This window comes from Brachybacterium sp. EE-P12, from assembly GCF_003711805.1.
GTDB lineage: Bacteria > Actinomycetota > Actinomycetes > Actinomycetales > Dermabacteraceae > Brachybacterium.
In genome coordinates, this window is sequence record NZ_QXCP01000009.1 from 498057 (window position 1) to 515284 (window position 17228).

Genomic DNA, 17228 nt, shown 5'->3' on the forward strand with positions numbered 1-17228 from the left:
GCACGACGCGAAGCACGAGCCAGCAGGAGCATCCCGTGTGGGGTGTCGGAATCATCCCTGATTCCGACACCCCACACGGGATACCGGGGAGTAATGACTCTCGCCGACGGTGCCGCGACGTCCGCCGGGCGGTGCAGCGACTCACGGCGCCGCCCCGCTCAGCGCTCCTGGGCGAGGTGGTCGAGGGTCGCGCGGAGGTTCCAGCGCGCCGCGCCCTGCAGCTCCTCGGGCAGCTCCGGGCCGTAGACCACGCGCAGCAGGCGCTCGAGGGTGAACACCCCGGCCATCCGGGCCCGGCGCACCTGCTCGATCCGCTCCTGCCGGTGCGCGATCGCCTGCTCGATCGTCGCGAGCACCTCGAGCGGCGAGTCGACGGCCGGGCCGTGCCCGGGGTGGAGCGAGGCGATCCGGCCGTCCTCGGTGAGGGCGCGCAGGATCGCGAGGGACTGCAGGTACTCGGCGAGGGAGCCGCCGTCGTCGGGCACGATCACGGTGGAGGAGCCGCCCAGCAGCGTGTCCCCCGTCAGCAGCCGCCCCCCGTCGACGAGCACGCCGACCGAGTCGGAGGTGTGCCCGGGCAGATGGATGACATGGCCGACGGTGCCATTGTCGCCAAGGAGGGTCGCCGGCAGCGGGCGCGAGCCCGGCACCGCGGCCTGGTCCGCGGCCCACAGCGGCACCTCGCGGCCGCTGCGGGCACCGAGCTGACGGGCGAGGGTCGCCGCGCCCGCGGCGTGGTCGAGGTGCCGGTGGGTCACCAGCACCCCCTCGGGCCTGGCGTCGTCGCCGCAGCTCAGCAGCAGCTCGGCGAGGTGCTCAGGGTCCTTCGGGCCGGGATCGACCACCCAGACCTGGTCCCCGTCGCGCAGCACGTGGCTGTTCGTGCCGGTGAGAGTCATCGGGCCGGGGTTGTCGGCCCGGACCGTGATCAGCTCGACGGGCGGGGCGTCGGGCGCGCGCTGCGCGAGGTGCTCGTCCATGCTCGCCCCGTCTCAGGCGGTGGGGGCGAGCGGCGCGGAGAGCTCGACGACGAGCTCGAGCTCGACCGGGGCATCGAGCGGGAGCACGGCCACGCCGACCGCGGAGCGAGCGTGGCGGCCGGCCTCGCCGAAGACCTCGCCGAGCAGGGTGCTCGCCCCGTTGATCACGCCGGGCTGCCCGGTGAAGGCGGGATCGGAGGCGACGAAGCCGGTCACCTTCACGATCCTCGCCACGCGGTCGAGGTCCCCGACGAGGGCCTCGACCGCGGCGAGCGCGTTCAGGCAGCAGGTCGCGGCGAGCTCGGCGGCCTGCTCGGCCGTCACCTCGGCCCCGACCTTGCCGGTGGCGGGCAGGGCGCCGTCCACGAAGGGCAGCTGCCCGGAGGTGTGGACGTGGGCGCCGGTCTGCACGGCCGGCACGTAGGCGGCGACCGGTGCGGCCACCTCGGGCAGGGTGTGCCCGAGCTCGGCGAGCCGGGCACGGATGCGGGCGCTGCGGGCGTCGGCGACGGACGCGGGCTCGGTCATCCGCTCAGCCCTCGACGCGGGGGCGCTTGAGATAGGCGACCAGGTTCTCCGGGTTCGGGCCCGGCACGACCTGGACCAGCTCCCAGCCCTCGTCGCCGTAGTTGTCCAGGATCTGCTTGGTCGCGTGGATCAGCAGCGGAACGGTCAGGTACTCCCAGCGGGTCGGTGTGCTCATGGGGCGAGCCTACCCGGGAGCGTCAGCCTCCGACGGCCTCCTGCTCGACGCGCCGCAGCACGGCGGACCAGTCGGTGACGTGCGGGTTGCGGCGCAGCAGCCGACGGCGCTCGCGCTCGGTCATCCCGCCCCACACACCGAAGTCGACGCGGTTGTCGAGCGCGTCGGCGAGACATTCGGTGCGCACCGGGCACGCGCCGCAGGCCGCCTTGACGGCGTGCTGCTCCGCGCCCTGGACGAAGAACCCGTCGGGATCCATCGACACGCACGCTCCGCGCGTGGCCCAGCTGCTGTCGCCCGTGAAGGCGCCTCCCCCGATGGTCATGCTCCGTCCCTCCATCTCCCGGATCGACCTTGATCCGTTCTGCGCCCCACTGTATGGAGACGGTCGCCACATGGCAAAAAAGACGAGACGCACGCGCAGCGGAGCACGGGACCGGCCCGGATCACGGCGCGGCATCGGCTTCGTGAAGATTCCGCGCCCGCGGCACGCCGGAATGGCCGCCCCGGGAGCGCCGCCGTACTGTAGTTCCATGGCCCGCACCTCGCCCGCGTCCGCCTCCGGACGCTCACTGCCCGTCGCCCTGGCGCAGACCGTCTACCTGCTCCTGGGGCTCCTCGCCGTCTCCGCGCTCGCCGGCGTCCTGCTGGCGGCGTTCTTCCTGCCGGCGGTCTCCGCCTCCTCCGCGGTCGCGAAGGACGGGGTGGACCTCTTCGAGTCCTACCCCAGCGAGCTCGAGGTCGAGCCGCTGAACGAGGCGAGCCGCATCGAGGCGTCCGACGGCTCCCTGCTGGCGACCTTCTACACCGAGAACCGCATCATGGTGCCGATCGAGGAGATCTCACCGCACATGCAGCACGCGGTGATCGCGGTCGAGGACCGCCGCTTCTACGAGCACGGCGGCGTGGACCCCAAGGGCCTGGTCCGCGCCTTCGCCTCGAACGCCGCGGGCGGCTCCACCCAGGGCGGCTCGACGCTCACCCAGCAGTACGTGAAGAACGCGCTGCTGATGGACGCGGTCCAGCGCGGCGACCAGGAGGACCAGCTCGCCGCGACCGAGCAGAGCTACGGCCGCAAGCTGCGCGAGGCGAAGCTCGCGATCTCGCTGGAGAAGCGCTGGGACAAGGACGAGATCCTCAACGCCTATCTGAACGTCGCCCAGTTCGGGCCCTCGCAGTACGGCGTCGAGACGGGCGCGCAGCACTACTTCTCCAAGAGCGCGAAGGACCTCGACCCCGGCGAGGCGGCGCTGCTGGCGGGCATCACCAACGGTCCGAACCAGTACGACCCGGTCGCCCACCCCGAGGCCGGCCAGAAGCGTCGCGACGAGGTGCTCGCGGACATGAAGCGCGAGGGCTACGTGGACGAGGAGGAGTACGAGAAGTACACCTCCCAGTCCGTCGAGGACATGCTGGAGATCAAGAACGTGCGCGCCGGCTGCGCCGATGCGGGCGACAGCGGGTTCTTCTGCGACTACGTCACCCGCTCGCTGCTGAACGACCCGAACTTCGCCCCCACCTACGAGGAGCGGCGCAAGCTGCTCTACGGCGGCGGGCTGACGATCAAGACGACCCTGGACCCGGAGACGCAGAAGGCGGCCGTCGACATCCTGCAGCGCAAGGTGCCCGGCGACTCCCAGAGCGGCTTCGGCCACTCGATCGTCACCGTGGAGCCGGGCACCGGCAACATCCTCACGATGGCGGAGAACCGCACCTTCAACCCCCATGAGGACGTGAAGCCCGGCGAGACCGCGATCAACTACAACGTGCCGCAGGCGCTCGGCGGCGGCAGCGGCTTCCCCGTCGGCTCGACCTTCAAGCCCTACGTGCTGCAGAACTGGCTCGAGAGCGGGCGCAGCATCGAGGACCGGGTGAGCACCCGGCGCGAGGCGATGTCGTCCTTCCCGGCGGAGTGCCTGCCGCGCGGCGCCTGGCGCGAGAGCCCCGGCTACAACCCCGACAACGCGGTCTCCGTGCCGATCGCCCCGATGGAGACGGTCCTGAACTCGACGAAGTTCTCGATCAACACCTCCTACGCGAACATGGCCCGTCAGCTGGACCTGTGCAGCATCGCCGAGAGCGCCCGCGAGATCGGCGTGGTCCCGGCGACCTACAACCCCTACGACCCCACCACCTGGGACATGCCGATCGACGAGCTGTACGGCACCGAGCTGGCCCCCTCCGTGGTGGTGCTCGGCGAGCTGCGCATCTCGGCGCTGGACATGGCCGCCGCCTACGCGACCTGGGCCGCGAACGGCACGTTCTGCACGCCGCAGGGCATCAGCGAGGTCGTGGACCGCAACGGCGACTCGATGGAGATCTCCGGCGCCGACTGCCATCAGGCGGTCGATCCCGAGATCGCCGACACGATGGCCTGGGTGCTGCAGCAGGACCTCGAGGACCCGCGCGCGACCGGCAAGGGCAAGGTCGTCGAGGGCCACCCGGCCGGCGGCAAGACCGGCACCTCCGGCTCGCAGTTCCACACCTGGTACGTCGGCTTCACCCGCCAGATGTCCACCGCGGTGTGGTTCGGCCACCCGCAGTCGAACATCCGCCCCGGCGGGTTCTCCGTCGACGGCGAGATGCTCGAGCGCGGCAGCGTCTGGGGCAACACGGTCTCCCTGCCCACCTGGCAGGAGTACATGACGGACGTGCACAAGGGCCTGCCCTCGGAGGACTTCCCCTCCGCGCCCGCACCGACGTCCACCGCGGCCGGCGACGCGATCGAGAAGGGCACCGTGCCGGACGTCGGCGGGATGCCGATCGAGCAGGCCCGGGCGGCGGTCGAGGCCGCCGGGTACTCGGTGGAGATCGAGGAGGCTGAGAGCGACGACGTCGGCCCGGACAGCGCGATCGACACCGATCCGCCGGCCGGGACGGAGCTCCCCCAGGGAGAGACCGTCGTGATCCGCGAGTCCTCCACCGATGAGTGAGCGGGGACCGAGGGACGGGCGCCGGCCCGTCCTCGCGGTCGCCGGGGGCATGGGCGCCCTGGGGCTCGGCGCCGCTGCGGCCGCGCACGTGTGGGCCCGCCACGTCGAGATCCACCGCTACACGCTGCGCGAGGCGGAGCTGCAGATCCTCCCGCCGGGCGCCCGCACCCGTCGCGTCCTGCACATCAGCGACATCCACCTCGTGCCCGGCCAGGAGCGGAAGCTGGCCTTCCTGCGACATCTGGAGACGCTGCGCCCGCACCTGGTGATCGACACGGGCGACAACATCGCCGCAGCCGCGTCGATCCCTGTGCTGGCCGAGGCGATCGCTCCGCTGCTGCGCCGCCCGGGGGCCTTCGTGATGGGCTCGAACGACATGTACGCCCCGTCGCCGAAGAACCCCGCCCGCTACCTGCTGCCGGATCCGAGGCCGGCCGGGATGACCGAGCCCCGCGAGCCGACGCTGCCGGTCGAGGAGCTCGCCGCCACGCTGACCGCGCACGGCTGGAAGGACCTGACCAACACGCGCGCCACGATCGAGCTGGGCGGTCTCGAGCTCCGGCTGGTCGGCGTCGACGACCCGCATCTGGAGCGCGATGAGATGCCCCCCGCGCCCGCCGCGGAGCCGCCCGCTCCGGAGCACGGCAACGTGCTGCGGATCGGGGTCGCGCATGCGCCCTACCGGCGCGTGCTGGACGCCTTCGTCGACGACGGGTCCGAGCTGATCCTGGCGGGGCACACGCACGGCGGCCAGCTGCGTCTGCCCGGCATCGGGGCGCTCGTGACGAACTGCGATCTGCCGCGCCACCAGGCGCGCGGGGTCTCCCACTGGCACGGGGTGCCGATGAACGTGAGCGCCGGGATGGGGGCGAGCCCGTACTCGGACTACCGCCTGCTGACCCCGCCGGAGGCGACCTTGCTCACGTTGCGCGCCCGGAGGCCGTGAGAGGTCGGCTGAGCACCTCGGAGCCTGCTAGAGTTTCTCCTCGGTGACCCGCTCCGGCGTGGTCCACCGGGGTGTGGCGCAGCTTGGTAGCGCGTGCCGTTCGGGACGGCAAGGTCGCAGGTTCAAATCCTGTCACCCCGACCCTCAGGGGAGTCGCAAGATCCACGGATCTCGCGACTCCCCTTTCTCGTCGGCCGATGCTCGCGCATATCGGCCGCGCGGCGTCCCCGCGGGAGGGATCCCGCTCCGCACACCACCCTCGAGACGACACTTTATCGCCACGTGCCCATTCCGGGACAGAGCGGTCACGCATTCTTCCGAGAACCTCTCCGGCAGCCCCGCATCACACCGGCGCCCTTTCCGGGCATATCGGACATCTCGCCCGCCGACGCCTGGACCTGCGACATCGCCCGAATCAGACATTCTGGACGTAGAACCCTTGTGAATGACAACGGAGTAGTTATCACGGTGGAATTCAATTCCTCGACGGAACACGCGGCATTCTCGGCTCAGGGGGCAAAATCTTCGTAAAGAAGTGCTCGCCGGGCCGTAAATCCCCCTGTGGCCCCCTCCTCGCGCAGACATATGGTGACCAGCGGTGCCGCCTTTCTCGGGCGGTATCCACCGGGCCGCCGCCTTCCCGTCACCGGTCCGGTTCCTTCCTCCGCTTCCCTGGGTGACGGGCGCAGGCTCCGCGGGCCCGGCCCGAGAACGACGGAGCATCTCTGCGAGGCGACGGAGAAAGTGATCGCCCACGATGTTCCGCACCGCTCCACGCGCCACGCACCGGGCTCCCGGTCGTGCCGTGATCGACTACCGAGGGCTCGCCGCCCCGGTCGGCAAGGGCGTGGGAGGGGCCGCCGTGATCGGCGCCGTCTCCGCGACCGCCGCCCTCGCCGGCAGCGCCTCCGCGACCGCCCAGGCACCGGCTGCTCCCGCCGCCGCCGTCGGGGCGACCACGGCGCCCGCCGCCGCTCCTGCCTCCGCGCCCGCCAGCAGCAGCTACACCTCGGTGAAGCTCCGTCTCGGCGCGCGCGGCAACGCCGTCACCTACCTCCAGCAGCGCCTGAACGCCCACGGCGCGTCCCTGAAGGTCGACGGCGTGTTCGGCTCCGCCACGCTGCGGGCCGTCAAGAACCGCCAGTCGTCCGCCGGCATCGGCGTGGACGGTGTGGTCGGTCCGAAGACCTGGAACGCCCTGTCGGGCTCCACGTCCACGGCCCCGTCCTCACAGCCCAAGCTGCGTCAGGGCAGCCGCGGCAGCGCGGTGCGGACCCTGCAGAGCCAGCTCAACGCCCGCGGTGCGAGCATCGCGGTCGACGGCGTGTTCGGCTCCGCCACCCGCTCCGCGGTCCGCTCGCTGCAGTCCGCCGCCGGCATCGGCGTGGACGGCGTGGTGGGTCCGAAGACCTGGAACGCCCTGTACAGCTCCGTGTCGATCCCCTCCGGCGGGACCGGCGTGGGCTCGGGCACCACGATCAACGGCAATGCCGTGATCTCCGCGGCCCGCGCCCAGCTCGGCGTGCGCTACAAGTGGGGCGGCTCCACTCCGTCCAGCGGCTTCGACTGCTCCGGCCTCGTGTACCACGCGTACAACCAGGCCGGCGTGAACCTGCCCCGCAAGACCGCCAAGGGCTACACCTTCGGCGGGCGGATCATCCCCAAGTCGCAGGCCAAGCCCGGCGACCTCGTGGCCTTCACCGGCAACGACTACGGCCACATGGGGATCTACACCGGCGGCAACGGCATCATCGACGCCTCCGGCTCGCGCCAGCAGGTCGTCGAGCGCACCATCTGGAACGCCCCGCACGTGTTCGTCACCTACCGCTGAGTCCGCAGGAGACGCACATACGGCCATGACGGCCTGCTCGACGCAGAACGCGTCACCGGGAAGGAGCAGGGCGACATGGTGGAGGAGCCCGGTCGGCATCGCCGGCCGGGCTCCTCCGCGTCCGGGGCGCTGTGGAACGCGCCTCGACCATGTGATCCACGTGGCAGACTGGTGCGGTCACGAACTCCCACGTCCGTCAGGAGATCCGGATGCCCGACCCCATCGCCCTCGTCCCGCTCCCCCGCTCCGTCGTGTGGTCGGAGGGCGCGTGGGAGACGACCGATCCCTGGGACGGGCTCTCCGTCGGCCTGAACGAGGATCTCCCGGCGACCGAGTACACCCTGTCGATCTCGCCGCAGGGCGCGACGCTGAGCGCCGGCTCCGAGGCCGCGCTGGCCGACGGGCGCAACACCTTCGCGCAGATCGTCACCGGTGCCGACGGCGCGATCCCGTGCGTGACCATCGCCGACGGCCCGAAGCACGCCTGGCGCGGCATGCACCTGGACGTCTCCCGCCACTTCCTGCCGGTCGCGGAGATCGAGACGTTGCTGGACGCGATGGCGCTGCACCGGCTGAACGTGCTGCACCTGCACCTGACCGACGACCAGGGCTGGCGCATCGAGATCAAGGGCTATCCGCGCCTGACCGAGGTCGGCGCCTGGCGCGAGCAGACCCTCGTGGGCCACATGAGCGGGGACGAGGAGAGCTGGAGCTTCGACGGGGTCCGCCACGGCGGCTCCTACACGCAGGAGGAGCTGCGGGGCCTGGTCGAGTACGCGCGGCGCCGCGGCATCATGATCGTGCCCGAGGTGGACCTGCCCGGCCACATGCAGGCCGCGATCGCCTCCTATCCCGAGCTCGGCAACGTCCCCGAGCAGCAGCTCGGGGTGCGCGAGGTCTGGGGCATCTCCGACCACGTCCTGGGCGTCTCGGACCAGGTCTTCGACTTCATCCGCGACGTGCTCACCCAGGTCGCCGCGATCTTCCCCGCGCCCTACGTGCACATCGGCGGGGACGAGTGCCCCACCGGCGAGTGGGAGCGCTCCTCGCAGGCGCGCGAGCGCATGAACGAGTGGGGCCTGACCCGCGTCTCCGAGATCCAGGGCCACTTCACCACCTTCGCCTCCGAGGTGCTCGCCGAGCAGGGCAAGCGCACGATCGCCTGGGACGAGGTGCTCGAGACCCACCTGCCCGACGACACCGTGATCATGAACTGGCGCGGCCCGGACGGGGTGACCGAGGCGACCTCCCGCGGGTTCCAGACGATCGTGGCGACCTCGGACCTGCTCTACTTCGACCACTATCAGGCCTCCCCCGAGGACGAGCCGCTCGCGATCGGCGGGCGGACCACCCTGGAGGACGTCTACACCGGTCGGCTGCTGCCCAAGAAGCTCGACGAGTCCGGCGAGCGGCTGATCCTGGGCATGCAGGCGCAGCTGTGGACCGAGTACCTGCCCGATGCCGGGGCGGTCCAGTACATGGCCTTCCCGCGCCTGTGCGCCTTCGCGGAGCGCGCCTGGGGCTCGCCCGAGCAGAGCCTCGAGGAGTTCGAGGAGCGCCTGCGCGCCCATCTCCCGCGTCTGGACGCCTTCGGGATCCGGTACCGCCCGCTCGACGACTGATCCCGCCGTGCCCACCTCCCACCGCGACGCGCACCCCTACGGACGCTCGGCTGACGACGTGCGCCGTCGGGACCAGCGGCTGCGCCGCACCCGGCGGCTGCGGGCGACGCAGCTGGCGATGTTCTCGGTGCTCGCCGTCGCGCTGGTCGCGATCGGCGTGTACGCGGTGGGCGAGCTGCAGGAGCCGTCGGCCGAGCCCGGGGTGATCTCCCCGAAGTCCCTGGGCCCCGACCCCGCGCAGGTGGAGTGCCCGGATCCGGAGGCGATGCCGCTGGAGCCGGGCGAGGTGACGGTGGCGGTGCTGAACGGCACCACCCGCAGCGGGCTCGCGGGCACCACTGCGGAGGAGCTGGGCGAGCGCGGCTACGAGGTCGCCGACGTGGGCAACACCCGCAGCGCCGGCGCCCCGGTCACGATCGTGTACGGGCCGGCCGGGTATCTCGCGGCGATGTCGGTGAACGCGCAGCTGGCCACCGCTGAGCAGGAGCCGGTGCTGAAGCTCGCCGAGGACCGGGAGGGGGCGGCCGTGGACCTGCTGCTGGGCAGCGGCTACCGGGGCCTCGCCGAGGAGTCCGAGGCCTCGGCGACGCTGCAGGAGGCGGTCCCCGCCCCCGAGGGCTGCTGAGGCTCCGGGGCGGTCAGTCCTCCCAGTCGCGCCGGTCGGTCTCGATCCGCGCGCCGGTCCACAGCGAGACCGCCCCGCCGAACAGCATCAGCATCACGATCGTCCCGAAGACCAGGGCGGTGCTGGGCGAGTCGGGCATCAGCCCGACCAGCAGGCTGTTGATGCCGGCGGTCTGGGGCCCCTGCTCCTCGCCCGCGACGAGCCCGGCGTCGACGTCCACGGCGAGGCTCGCCGAGGCGGGGGTCCCGGCGCTGTCGGTGACGTGGTAGGTCACCGTGGTGGTGCGCCCGGTGAAGCCCTCCTCGGGGGTGAAGGTCACCGCGCCGTTGCCGCTCACGGCGAACTCCCCCTCCCCCGGGATCACGAGCCGCGTGCCGCGGCCTCTGTCGAGCTCGGCGACGTTCGTCGCGGCCAGGGAGCTGATCTCCACGGTGCTCGGCTCGAGGGGCTGGGAGCCGCTGCCGGCGGTGTCGTTGCCGAGCACGTCCACCGAGACCGGGCTGCCGGGGGCGGTGCGGGCCTCGTCGTCGCGCAGCGTGGCGATGACCGGGGAGAAGATCGCCGTCATGCTCGCGCTGACGGAGTTGTCGGCGTAGACGCCGCGGGCCGCGACGGTGACCGGGGTGGCGGTGCCGCTGAAGCCGTCCTCGGGGCTCATCACCACGGAGCGGGACTCGAGGTCGATCCGCCACGTCCCCTCCCCCGGCACGGTCAGCTCCGAGCCGTCGGCCGAGATCTCGGCGTCCTCGGGCAGCTCGCCGCCGAAGCGCAGCGAGTCCGAGCGCACGTCGCGGATGCCTGTGGTGAGGTCGAAGACGATCTCCGTGCCGGGCTGCGCCGCCTGCGTGCGGGGGACCAGGATCGGGTACGCGGTGCTCAGCAGGGCCGTCGCGGCCGTGGCCCCCTCGCCGTCGCCGCCGGAGATGCCCATCGGTGCGACCTCGCGCACCTCGTCGCTGTCGGGGGCGAAGCGCACGGTGGCTGTGTCGCGATCCAGCGTCCACACCCCGACGCCGTCCTGGACGACCCGGGTCCCGTCGGCGGAGGCCTCGTAGAAGTCAGGGTCGCCGAGCGGCTCGAGGCGCAGCGTGGTGGGGTCCACGTGCTGCTGCCCCTCCCCCACGACGAACACGATGTCCTCGCCGAAGGGGGCGGAGCGGTCGAGGTCGGAGATGATCGGGATGGTCAGCGTGACCTCGCCGGCCCGCGCCACCGCGCCCTCCTCGTCCTCGACGACGTAGCGGATCGGCTCGAGCTGCCGACCGAGGTCGGGCCCGGCGGGGGTGTGGGTGAGGGTGCGGTGGTCGCTCGAGAGCTGCCAGGTGCCCTGGTCGGGGACCGTGACGCGCATGCCGTCGAGCCCGACGGTCGAGCCGGCGGGGAGCTCGGCCAGCTCGAGCCGCACGGAGCCGTCGGCCGGGAGGTCGCCGGGCAGGTCGACGGCCGTGGCGGTCCCGGCGGAGCCGTGGGCCCGGACCTCCTCGAGCTCGAGCAGCTCCGGGGTCAGCTGCACGGGCAGGGAGCGGGTGTCGTGGAGGCTGCCGATGGTCAGGGCGATCGGGGTGGTGGGCCCGTCGACCCCGAACAGGGGCGTGAACACGAGCTCCTCGCCCAGCAGCGTCCAGGTCCCCTCCCCCGCCACGGCGATGCTGAGGGAGTCCTCGCCGAGCTCCATCGTCGCGCGCTCGGCCTCGTCGAGCTGCTCGGGCACGGCGAGGCGGGCGGAGGCGAGGTCGACCTCGTCCTCGGCGTCGTCGGCGACGAGGGCGCGCAGCGGGATCCGGGTGACGGATCCGGGGATCATCTCGAGGGTCTGCGTCTGGGCGGGGAAGTCGAAGGGGCCGTCCTCCCCGAGCGCCGCGGCAGGGGCCGCGAGGGATGCCGTCAGCGCCGCGGCGGCCAGCAGGGGCACCGCGCGGGCGAGGGCGCGTGCCCCGCGCGCGCGTCGGGGGCGGGGCGGGGGCTCGAGCACCGGCCCAGCGTAGCAACGAGGCCCTGCGGCGCCCGGCCGGACGCTCGTAGAGTGTGGTCATGGACGACGATCGTTCCTCGGCCGCTCTGGACCTGACCGCTCTGCCGCCGCTGGAGGAGATCCTGGAGCTCGCGACGGCGCAGCTCGCGGCGTGGATGCCGGCGCAGCGCTGGTTCGCGCACCGGCGACCTGCCGCGCCGGAGGTGTCGGTCGCCGGCTGGGCGCCGCTGCGGATCGCCGCCGAGCACGCGGTGGTCCTGCTCGTCGCGGAGGTCCGCCGGGCGCCGGAGGAGGCTGCCGGGGACTCCGGCGCGCTCTACCAGGTGCCGTTGGTCCTGCGCCGGCCGGGCACCGGCGCCCCGGAGGAGGGCGCCGAGGTGGGGGTGCTCGCCGTGCCCGGTGGCCGGCTGCAGGTGGACGACGCGACCCGGGACCCCGAGGGGCGGGAGGCGCTGGTGGCCGCGCTCGTCGCGGGCGACGGCGCGGCCGGTCCGCAGCTGGGCGTCTCCACGCGACGCGCGCCGCAGCCCTCCGCGCGGCAGCCGTCCCCGTTCGCGCCGGGCCGGGCGATGCGCACCCGGCTCCTGACCTGGGAGCAGTCCAACACCTCTCTGATCGTCGAGGCCGACGGCGCCGCGCCGCTGATCGTGAAGCTGTTCCGGGTGCTGCAGGACGGCGAGAATCCCGATGTCGTGCTGCAGGAGGCGCTGACCGCGCAGGGCTCCTCGCGGGTGCCGGCCGTGGTCGGATCGGCCCGGCTGCGGATCGGCGCGGTGCGCACCCACGGTCTGGTGGCGCAGGAGTTCCTGCCCGAGGTCGAGGACGCCTGGCGGGTCGCGCTGCGGCTCGCCCGGGCGGGCGAGGACTTCACCGGCCCGGCCCGGTCGCTCGGCGCGGCCCTCGCCGAGGTCCACCGCGATCTCGCCGCGGCGCTGGGCACGATGCCGGCCGACGAGCGGACCGTCGGCGCGGTGCTCGCGCAGATGCGCGGACGCCTGGACCTGGTGTGCGCGGAGGTGGAGCAGGTCGCCGTGCATCGCGACCGGCTCGCCGCGCTGCTGGACGCGGCCGCGGAGGCTCCCTGGCCGCCGCTGCAGCGCATCCACGGCGATCTGCATCTGGGGCAGGTGCTGGCCTCGCCGGAGCACGGCTGGGTGCTGCTGGACTTCGAGGGCGAGCCGCTGCGTCCGCTGGCAGAGCGCTCGCTGCCGGACTCGCCGCTGCGCGACGTGGCGGGGATGCTGCGCAGCCTCGACTACGTCGCCGGGGCGGTCGCGCTCGAGCACGGTGCGGCCGCGAGCGCCTGGGCCGCCTCCGCGCGCCGCGCCTTCCTCGCGGGCTGGGGCGCGGGAGCCGACGGCACCGCCCGGTCGGCGGTGCTGGACGCCTTCGAGGCGGACAAGGCGGTCTACGAGGCGCTGTACGAGTCGCGGCACCGCCCGGCCTGGCTGCCGATCCCGCTGGGGGCGCTCGAGCGGATCAGCGCGCCGGGCGCGCCGGAGGGGTCGCCGGACTGAGGGCCGTCACCGGGCTGGTCGTCGTCACGGGGTCGAGCGAGCCGGGCAGGAACGGGCCGCTGATCGCCCGCACGGCCACGCGCACCCCGACGATCAGCTCGAGCAGGTCGCCCTCGGGGCCGGCCCAGGTGGCGGTGCGCACGCCGTGGGCCTCCTCGGCGGAGCGGCGGTGCAGGCCGTGGGGCAGGACGCTGCGCTCGACGGCCTCGAGCAGACGCGCGCTGCGGGCCGGGTCGGGGTCGGGGCGGCCGTCGGCGGCCAGGAGCGCGCTGACGTGGCAGAAGGTCTGCAGCCCGTGCCAGGCCCCGCCCGAGGAGCGGTCGCGCTGGGGTCGGTGATCGCGGAAGGCGAGCAGCCCCGGCTGCGCCTGCAGCAGCGCGGAGGTCGCGGACCGCAGCAGCACGCGGATCCGGTCGTGGGTCTCGTCCTGCCCGGGGATCTCGTCCTCGGCGCCGCTGGGGAGCGCTGACATCCTCGACCGCCCTCCCGTCATGCCGCCGTCGACGACGTCCCGCTGCTCACCAACGCTGCCTCGCCCGTCCGCACGGGCGGCGTCCAGGGTATCGGCGCAGGCGGCAGGTGCCGATGGGGAGAACTCCCCATGGGCCGACGTGCCCGTCGGCGCGGCGGCTCAGTCCTCCTCGGCCGGCACGAACTGCACCGGGGAGACCGAGGAGTAGCGGTCCTGGCGGATCGCGACGACGCCGACGCCTCCGATGAACGGGGCCAGGGCCTGCGGGTTCTTGCCGGGGTTGGCGAGGATGACCTGGAAGCCGAAGTGGCGGAAGGACTCCATCGCGGCGGTGATGAACTTGCCCGCGCCCTTGGAGAAGGCCTCGTCGATGATGATCGGCGCGTAGCGCGGCACCTCCTGGCCGGTGCCGGCGAGCTGGTAGCGCAGCGCGGCGGCGAGGCAGAAGGTGGCCAGGCGCTCGTTCTGGCCGCCGGAGAGGGGGCCGCCGGACTCGTGGGCGTGGACCACGGTGCCCTCCGCGTCGACCTCCTCGGCGTGGAAATGCACGTGGCGGCGCACGTCGAGGATGACGCGGGAGACCTGGTCGTCGCGGGTGCGGGCCGCACCGATGAGGTCCATCAGATGGCGCAGGGACAGGAACCGCTCCTCGGCCAGCTCCCGGTCGCGGGAGATGTCGTTCAGGGCCGTGTCCGCGACCGCGTCCTCGAGCGCCTTCTTGAACTCGTCCAGCGCCGCGAGGTGCACGGGCCGCATGGACAGCTGCAGGAAGCGGCCGGAGTGGAACTCGACCTGGGCCAGCAGCGCGTTGATGCGCTGGAGGCGCTTGCGGATCTCGGCCGGCTCGCGGGCGATCGCGGTGGCCAGCGCCTGCACGTCCCCGAGGGTGTTGCCGGTGAAGAACTCGAAGAAGCGGTCCTCGACCTCGGGCAGCTTCTCCTCCTCGATGCGCTGGAGTATCGCGAGGAAGTCCTCGATCCCCTCGAGGGTGGGGGCGGTGTCCCCGGCCTGCGCGGGCCAGCGGCGGGCGAACTCGCGCATGGCGGTGCGCATGTCCTCCTCGGCGCGGGAGGTGCGGCGGGTGAGGTCCATCAGCTCGGCGTCGAGGGTCGCGGAGGCGTCCTTGGTGACGCGGTCGATGGTGGACAGCACGAGCGTCGGCGCGATCGCGGCGAAGCGCTCGGCGAGCTCCTTCTCGACCTCGGGGTCCAGGGCGGAGTCCTCGATGCGGCTCCTCGCCTCGGCGAGCCGCTCCTCGGCGCGCTCTGCCTGCTCGGCGACCTTGCCGGCCGAGCGCACCACCTCGAGCAGCTCCTCGTCGCTCGCGGCGATCGAGGACTCCACCTCGTCGATCTGGCGGGCCAGCTCGGTGAGGGCGGCCGAGCCGTCCTCCGCGGCGCGGACCATGTCGCGCAGGTTCGCCACGCGCCGCGCGACCGAGGCGGCGTCGATGTCGTCCCAGGTGACGGCGCTGATCGCCTGCAAGGCGTAGAGCCGCTCGCGGCGCCGCTCCCGCTCCACCTCGACGTCCTTGCGGCGGGCCTGCGCCTCGAACAGGGCCTGCTCGGCGCGGGTGCGCTCCTGCTCGAACACGGCGCGCTTGGCGCGGTTGTCGAAGCCGAGCACCCACTGGGAGCGGTCGTTGATCTGCCGGTCGGCGTTCTTCTCGTGCCGGGTGGCGGAGTGCTTGATCTGGCCGGAGCGGAGCACCGCCCGGTTCAGGCGGGTGAACTCCTCGAGGCTCTCCGCGCAGGTGTAGTCCATGCGGGAGGCGATCTCGTGGGAGAGCCACACGTGGAACTCGCCGTCCTTGACGTCGAGCTTCGCGGCGAGGGAGCGCTCGTCGATGTTCTTCGCGGGGCGGCGCAGGTCGGTGTTCACGCGGTTGTAGGAGATCCGCCGACGCAGCTTGGTGCGGTCGATGACCTGCGCGACCTCGCGGTAGACGCGGTCGGGGACGAGGATCGAGCGGGCGAGGCCCCGCAGCGCCTGCTCGGCGGCGGCGGTCCACTCCTCCTCGCCGTCGCGCACCTGCAGCAGCTCGGCGGCGAAGGGCAGCTCGGTGGGGGCGATGCCCACCTCGGCGGCGATGTGGTCGCGCAGGGCGACGTCCTGGGAGTGGAGGTTGGAGGCGCGGGAGGTGAGGGAGGCGAGCTCCTCGCGGGTGCGCTGGAGGGTCTCGCCGAGCTCGCGCACGGTCGCCTCCGCCTCCCAGCGGGCGGCGTCGGCGCCCTTCTCCTCCTCCTCGAGGCTCTCGCGCAGCGCGGCGACCTCGCGCTGCAGGGCGAGGAACATGTCCTCCCCCGCCGGGGTGCGCAGCTCGACGGTCGCCAGCTGCGAGGCGAACTCGGCGGCGCGCTCGCGGCGCCGTTCCCGCTCGACCTCGAGCCCGGCGATCTGCTGCTTCCAGTCGTCGATCTCGCCGCCGCCGGCGCGCTTGCGCTGCTCCTTGAGCTGGGCGAGGTCGGAGCGGGCCTCGGCCACGTCCTGGGTGAGGCGGCGCTGCTGGGCGGCGAGCGAGTCCCGTTCGAGCTGGAGCCGGCCGGTCTCCTGGCCGAGCAGGCGCACGAGGTGCTGGGCGGCGAAGACGTCGATGTCGGCGCGGCGATCCACCAGCTCGCCGCCGCGCTCGCGCATCGCCGACCAGTCCTCGTGGGTGCTGCGCAGGGTGCGCAGCAGGTCGCGCTGCTCGCGCGCGGTGACCAGCGCCTCGTACACCTCGGAGAGGTTGTGGAAGTTCGCCAGCGCCTGATCGGCGAGCTCGAAGGTGCGGGGCTGGTCGAGCATGTAGTCGCGCAGCAGGGCGTTGACGTCGCCGAGCTCCTTGGCGGACTGGATCTTGTGCAGCAGCCCGAGCGCCTTCTCGTCCGGGATGCCCAGCAGCTGGCAGAACGCGGCCCGGTACTCGCGGAACTGGCGGAAGGTCTGGGTGCCGGGGTGGGCCGCCTCGAGCGCCTTGCCCTCGATCTGGGTGGAGACGAACCGGCGCAGGTCGGTGACGTCCAGCGGGGTGCGGGAGATGACGTAGAGGCTCTTCACGTCGGAGTCCGCGGAGTGGCCGGCGTGCAGGAGCAGCAGGCGGGAGAGCTGGACGGTGCCGCCGCGGCCGTCGCCGTAGCGCAGGGTCAGCACCGACAGGGTCGTCTTCTCGCGCAGCACCTCCTGGCTGAACTCGCCGGTGGCCTGGTCGTAGTGCATCGCCCAGGCGCCGCGCACGTAGCTGGCCACGGTGCGGCGGTACTTCGAGCGCTGGGGGCCCGCGTCGGAGGCGGCGGCGTTGAACTGCAGGGTGCGCGGCGGGGTGAGCAGGGCGCTGATCGCGTCCAGCAGCGTGGACTTGCCGGTGCCGGGGCCACCGGTGAGGAAGTAGCCCTTCGAGGAGATCGCCAGGTCGTGGGTGCCGTGGAAGGTGCCCCAGTTGGAGATCTGGACGTGGGTGAGCCGCCACTGCCCCGGGTGGGGGTGGTCGGGGTCGGTGATCGTCTCGTCCGCCGCGGGGTCCGTGGGGACGCCGGGCAGCTCCAGCCCGTCCTGCTGCTGGCTCACGGTCTCAGTCGTCGAAGGCACCCCGCCAGGGTACCGAGCCCGGGCGCCTCGCCATGCCCTTCCGGCGCAGCAGGGGCCGGC

The 17228-nt window shown here is 73.0% G+C and carries 13 protein-coding genes and 1 tRNA gene; 7 read left to right on the forward strand and 7 right to left on the reverse strand.

Annotation, left to right across the window (positions count from 1 at the left end):
- Positions 1-158 precede the first annotated feature (158 nt).
- Genes D1648_RS14580 through D1648_RS14595 form a run of 4 tightly spaced genes read right to left on the reverse strand, consistent with a single transcriptional unit; the run spans position 159 to position 2008 of the window.
- Positions 159-980, reverse strand: coding sequence for an MBL fold metallo-hydrolase (locus tag D1648_RS14580; RefSeq protein ID WP_122943117.1), 822 nt, complete (start codon positions 978-980; stop codon positions 159-161).
- A gap of 12 nt (positions 981-992) precedes the next feature.
- On the reverse strand, positions 993-1508 hold the full coding sequence (locus D1648_RS14585; RefSeq protein WP_122943119.1) for a RidA family protein: 516 nt from the start codon (positions 1506-1508) through the stop codon (positions 993-995).
- Between the two features lie 4 nt (positions 1509-1512).
- On the reverse strand, positions 1513-1683 hold the full coding sequence (locus D1648_RS14590; protein ID WP_122943121.1) for a DUF4177 domain-containing protein: 171 nt from the start codon (positions 1681-1683) through the stop codon (positions 1513-1515).
- A 22-nt stretch (positions 1684-1705) separates the two neighbouring features.
- Positions 1706-2008, reverse strand: coding sequence for a WhiB family transcriptional regulator (locus D1648_RS14595; protein WP_122943123.1), 303 nt, complete (start codon positions 2006-2008; stop codon positions 1706-1708).
- Positions 2009-2216: 208 nt separating this feature from the next.
- Between D1648_RS14595 and D1648_RS14600 the strand changes: the two genes are divergently transcribed.
- The 6 genes from D1648_RS14600 (at position 2217) to D1648_RS14625 (ending at position 9640) form a co-directional block, all read left to right on the forward strand.
- Positions 2217-4616 carry a transglycosylase domain-containing protein gene (locus D1648_RS14600; RefSeq protein WP_164518735.1) on the forward strand — a complete coding sequence of 800 codons (2400 nt, stop codon included), beginning with the start codon at positions 2217-2219 and terminating at the stop codon, positions 4614-4616.
- Positions 4609-5562: a metallophosphoesterase gene (locus D1648_RS14605; protein ID WP_122943127.1), complete on the forward strand. Its 954-nt coding sequence runs from the start codon at positions 4609-4611 to the stop codon at positions 5560-5562. The genes D1648_RS14600 and D1648_RS14605 overlap by 8 nt, the downstream gene beginning before the upstream one ends.
- A gap of 67 nt (positions 5563-5629) precedes the next feature.
- A tRNA-Pro gene (locus D1648_RS14610) sits at positions 5630-5703 on the forward strand.
- A gap of 664 nt (positions 5704-6367) precedes the next feature.
- A complete protein-coding gene (locus D1648_RS14615; protein ID WP_241155513.1) occupies positions 6368-7393 on the forward strand; it encodes a peptidoglycan-binding protein in 1026 nt (341 codons plus the stop codon).
- 209 nt (positions 7394-7602) lie between these two features.
- A complete protein-coding gene (locus D1648_RS14620; protein ID WP_122943132.1) occupies positions 7603-9015 on the forward strand; it encodes a beta-N-acetylhexosaminidase in 1413 nt (470 codons plus the stop codon).
- Between the two features lie 7 nt (positions 9016-9022).
- Complete coding sequence (locus tag D1648_RS14625; RefSeq protein ID WP_122943135.1) at positions 9023-9640, forward strand: LytR C-terminal domain-containing protein; 618 nt, start codon at positions 9023-9025, stop codon at positions 9638-9640.
- Positions 9641-9653: 13 nt separating this feature from the next.
- Here D1648_RS14625 and D1648_RS14630 read toward each other — a convergent pair whose 3' ends face one another.
- The gene (locus D1648_RS14630) at positions 9654-11612 is read right to left on the reverse strand and encodes an Ig-like domain-containing protein (RefSeq protein ID WP_122943137.1); all 1959 of its coding nucleotides are present in this window, start codon (positions 11610-11612) and stop codon (positions 9654-9656) included.
- Between the two features lie 59 nt (positions 11613-11671).
- On the opposite strand from D1648_RS14630, the gene D1648_RS14635 reads away from it, so the two are divergent.
- Positions 11672-13129 carry a trehalose biosynthesis protein gene (locus D1648_RS14635; RefSeq protein WP_122943385.1) on the forward strand — a complete coding sequence of 486 codons (1458 nt, stop codon included), beginning with the start codon at positions 11672-11674 and terminating at the stop codon, positions 13127-13129.
- Here the strand turns inward: D1648_RS14635 and D1648_RS14640 are convergent.
- Both D1648_RS14640 and D1648_RS14645 read right to left on the reverse strand, forming a co-directional pair.
- Positions 13092-13601 (reverse strand): hypothetical protein, encoded by a 510-nt coding sequence (locus tag D1648_RS14640; RefSeq protein ID WP_122943140.1) that lies wholly within the window; start codon positions 13599-13601, stop codon positions 13092-13094. The genes D1648_RS14635 and D1648_RS14640 overlap by 38 nt on opposite strands.
- 159 nt (positions 13602-13760) lie before the next feature.
- Positions 13761-17168 carry an ATP-binding protein gene (locus D1648_RS14645; protein WP_241155514.1) on the reverse strand — a complete coding sequence of 1136 codons (3408 nt, stop codon included), beginning with the start codon at positions 17166-17168 and terminating at the stop codon, positions 13761-13763.
- Positions 17169-17228 lie beyond the last annotated feature (60 nt).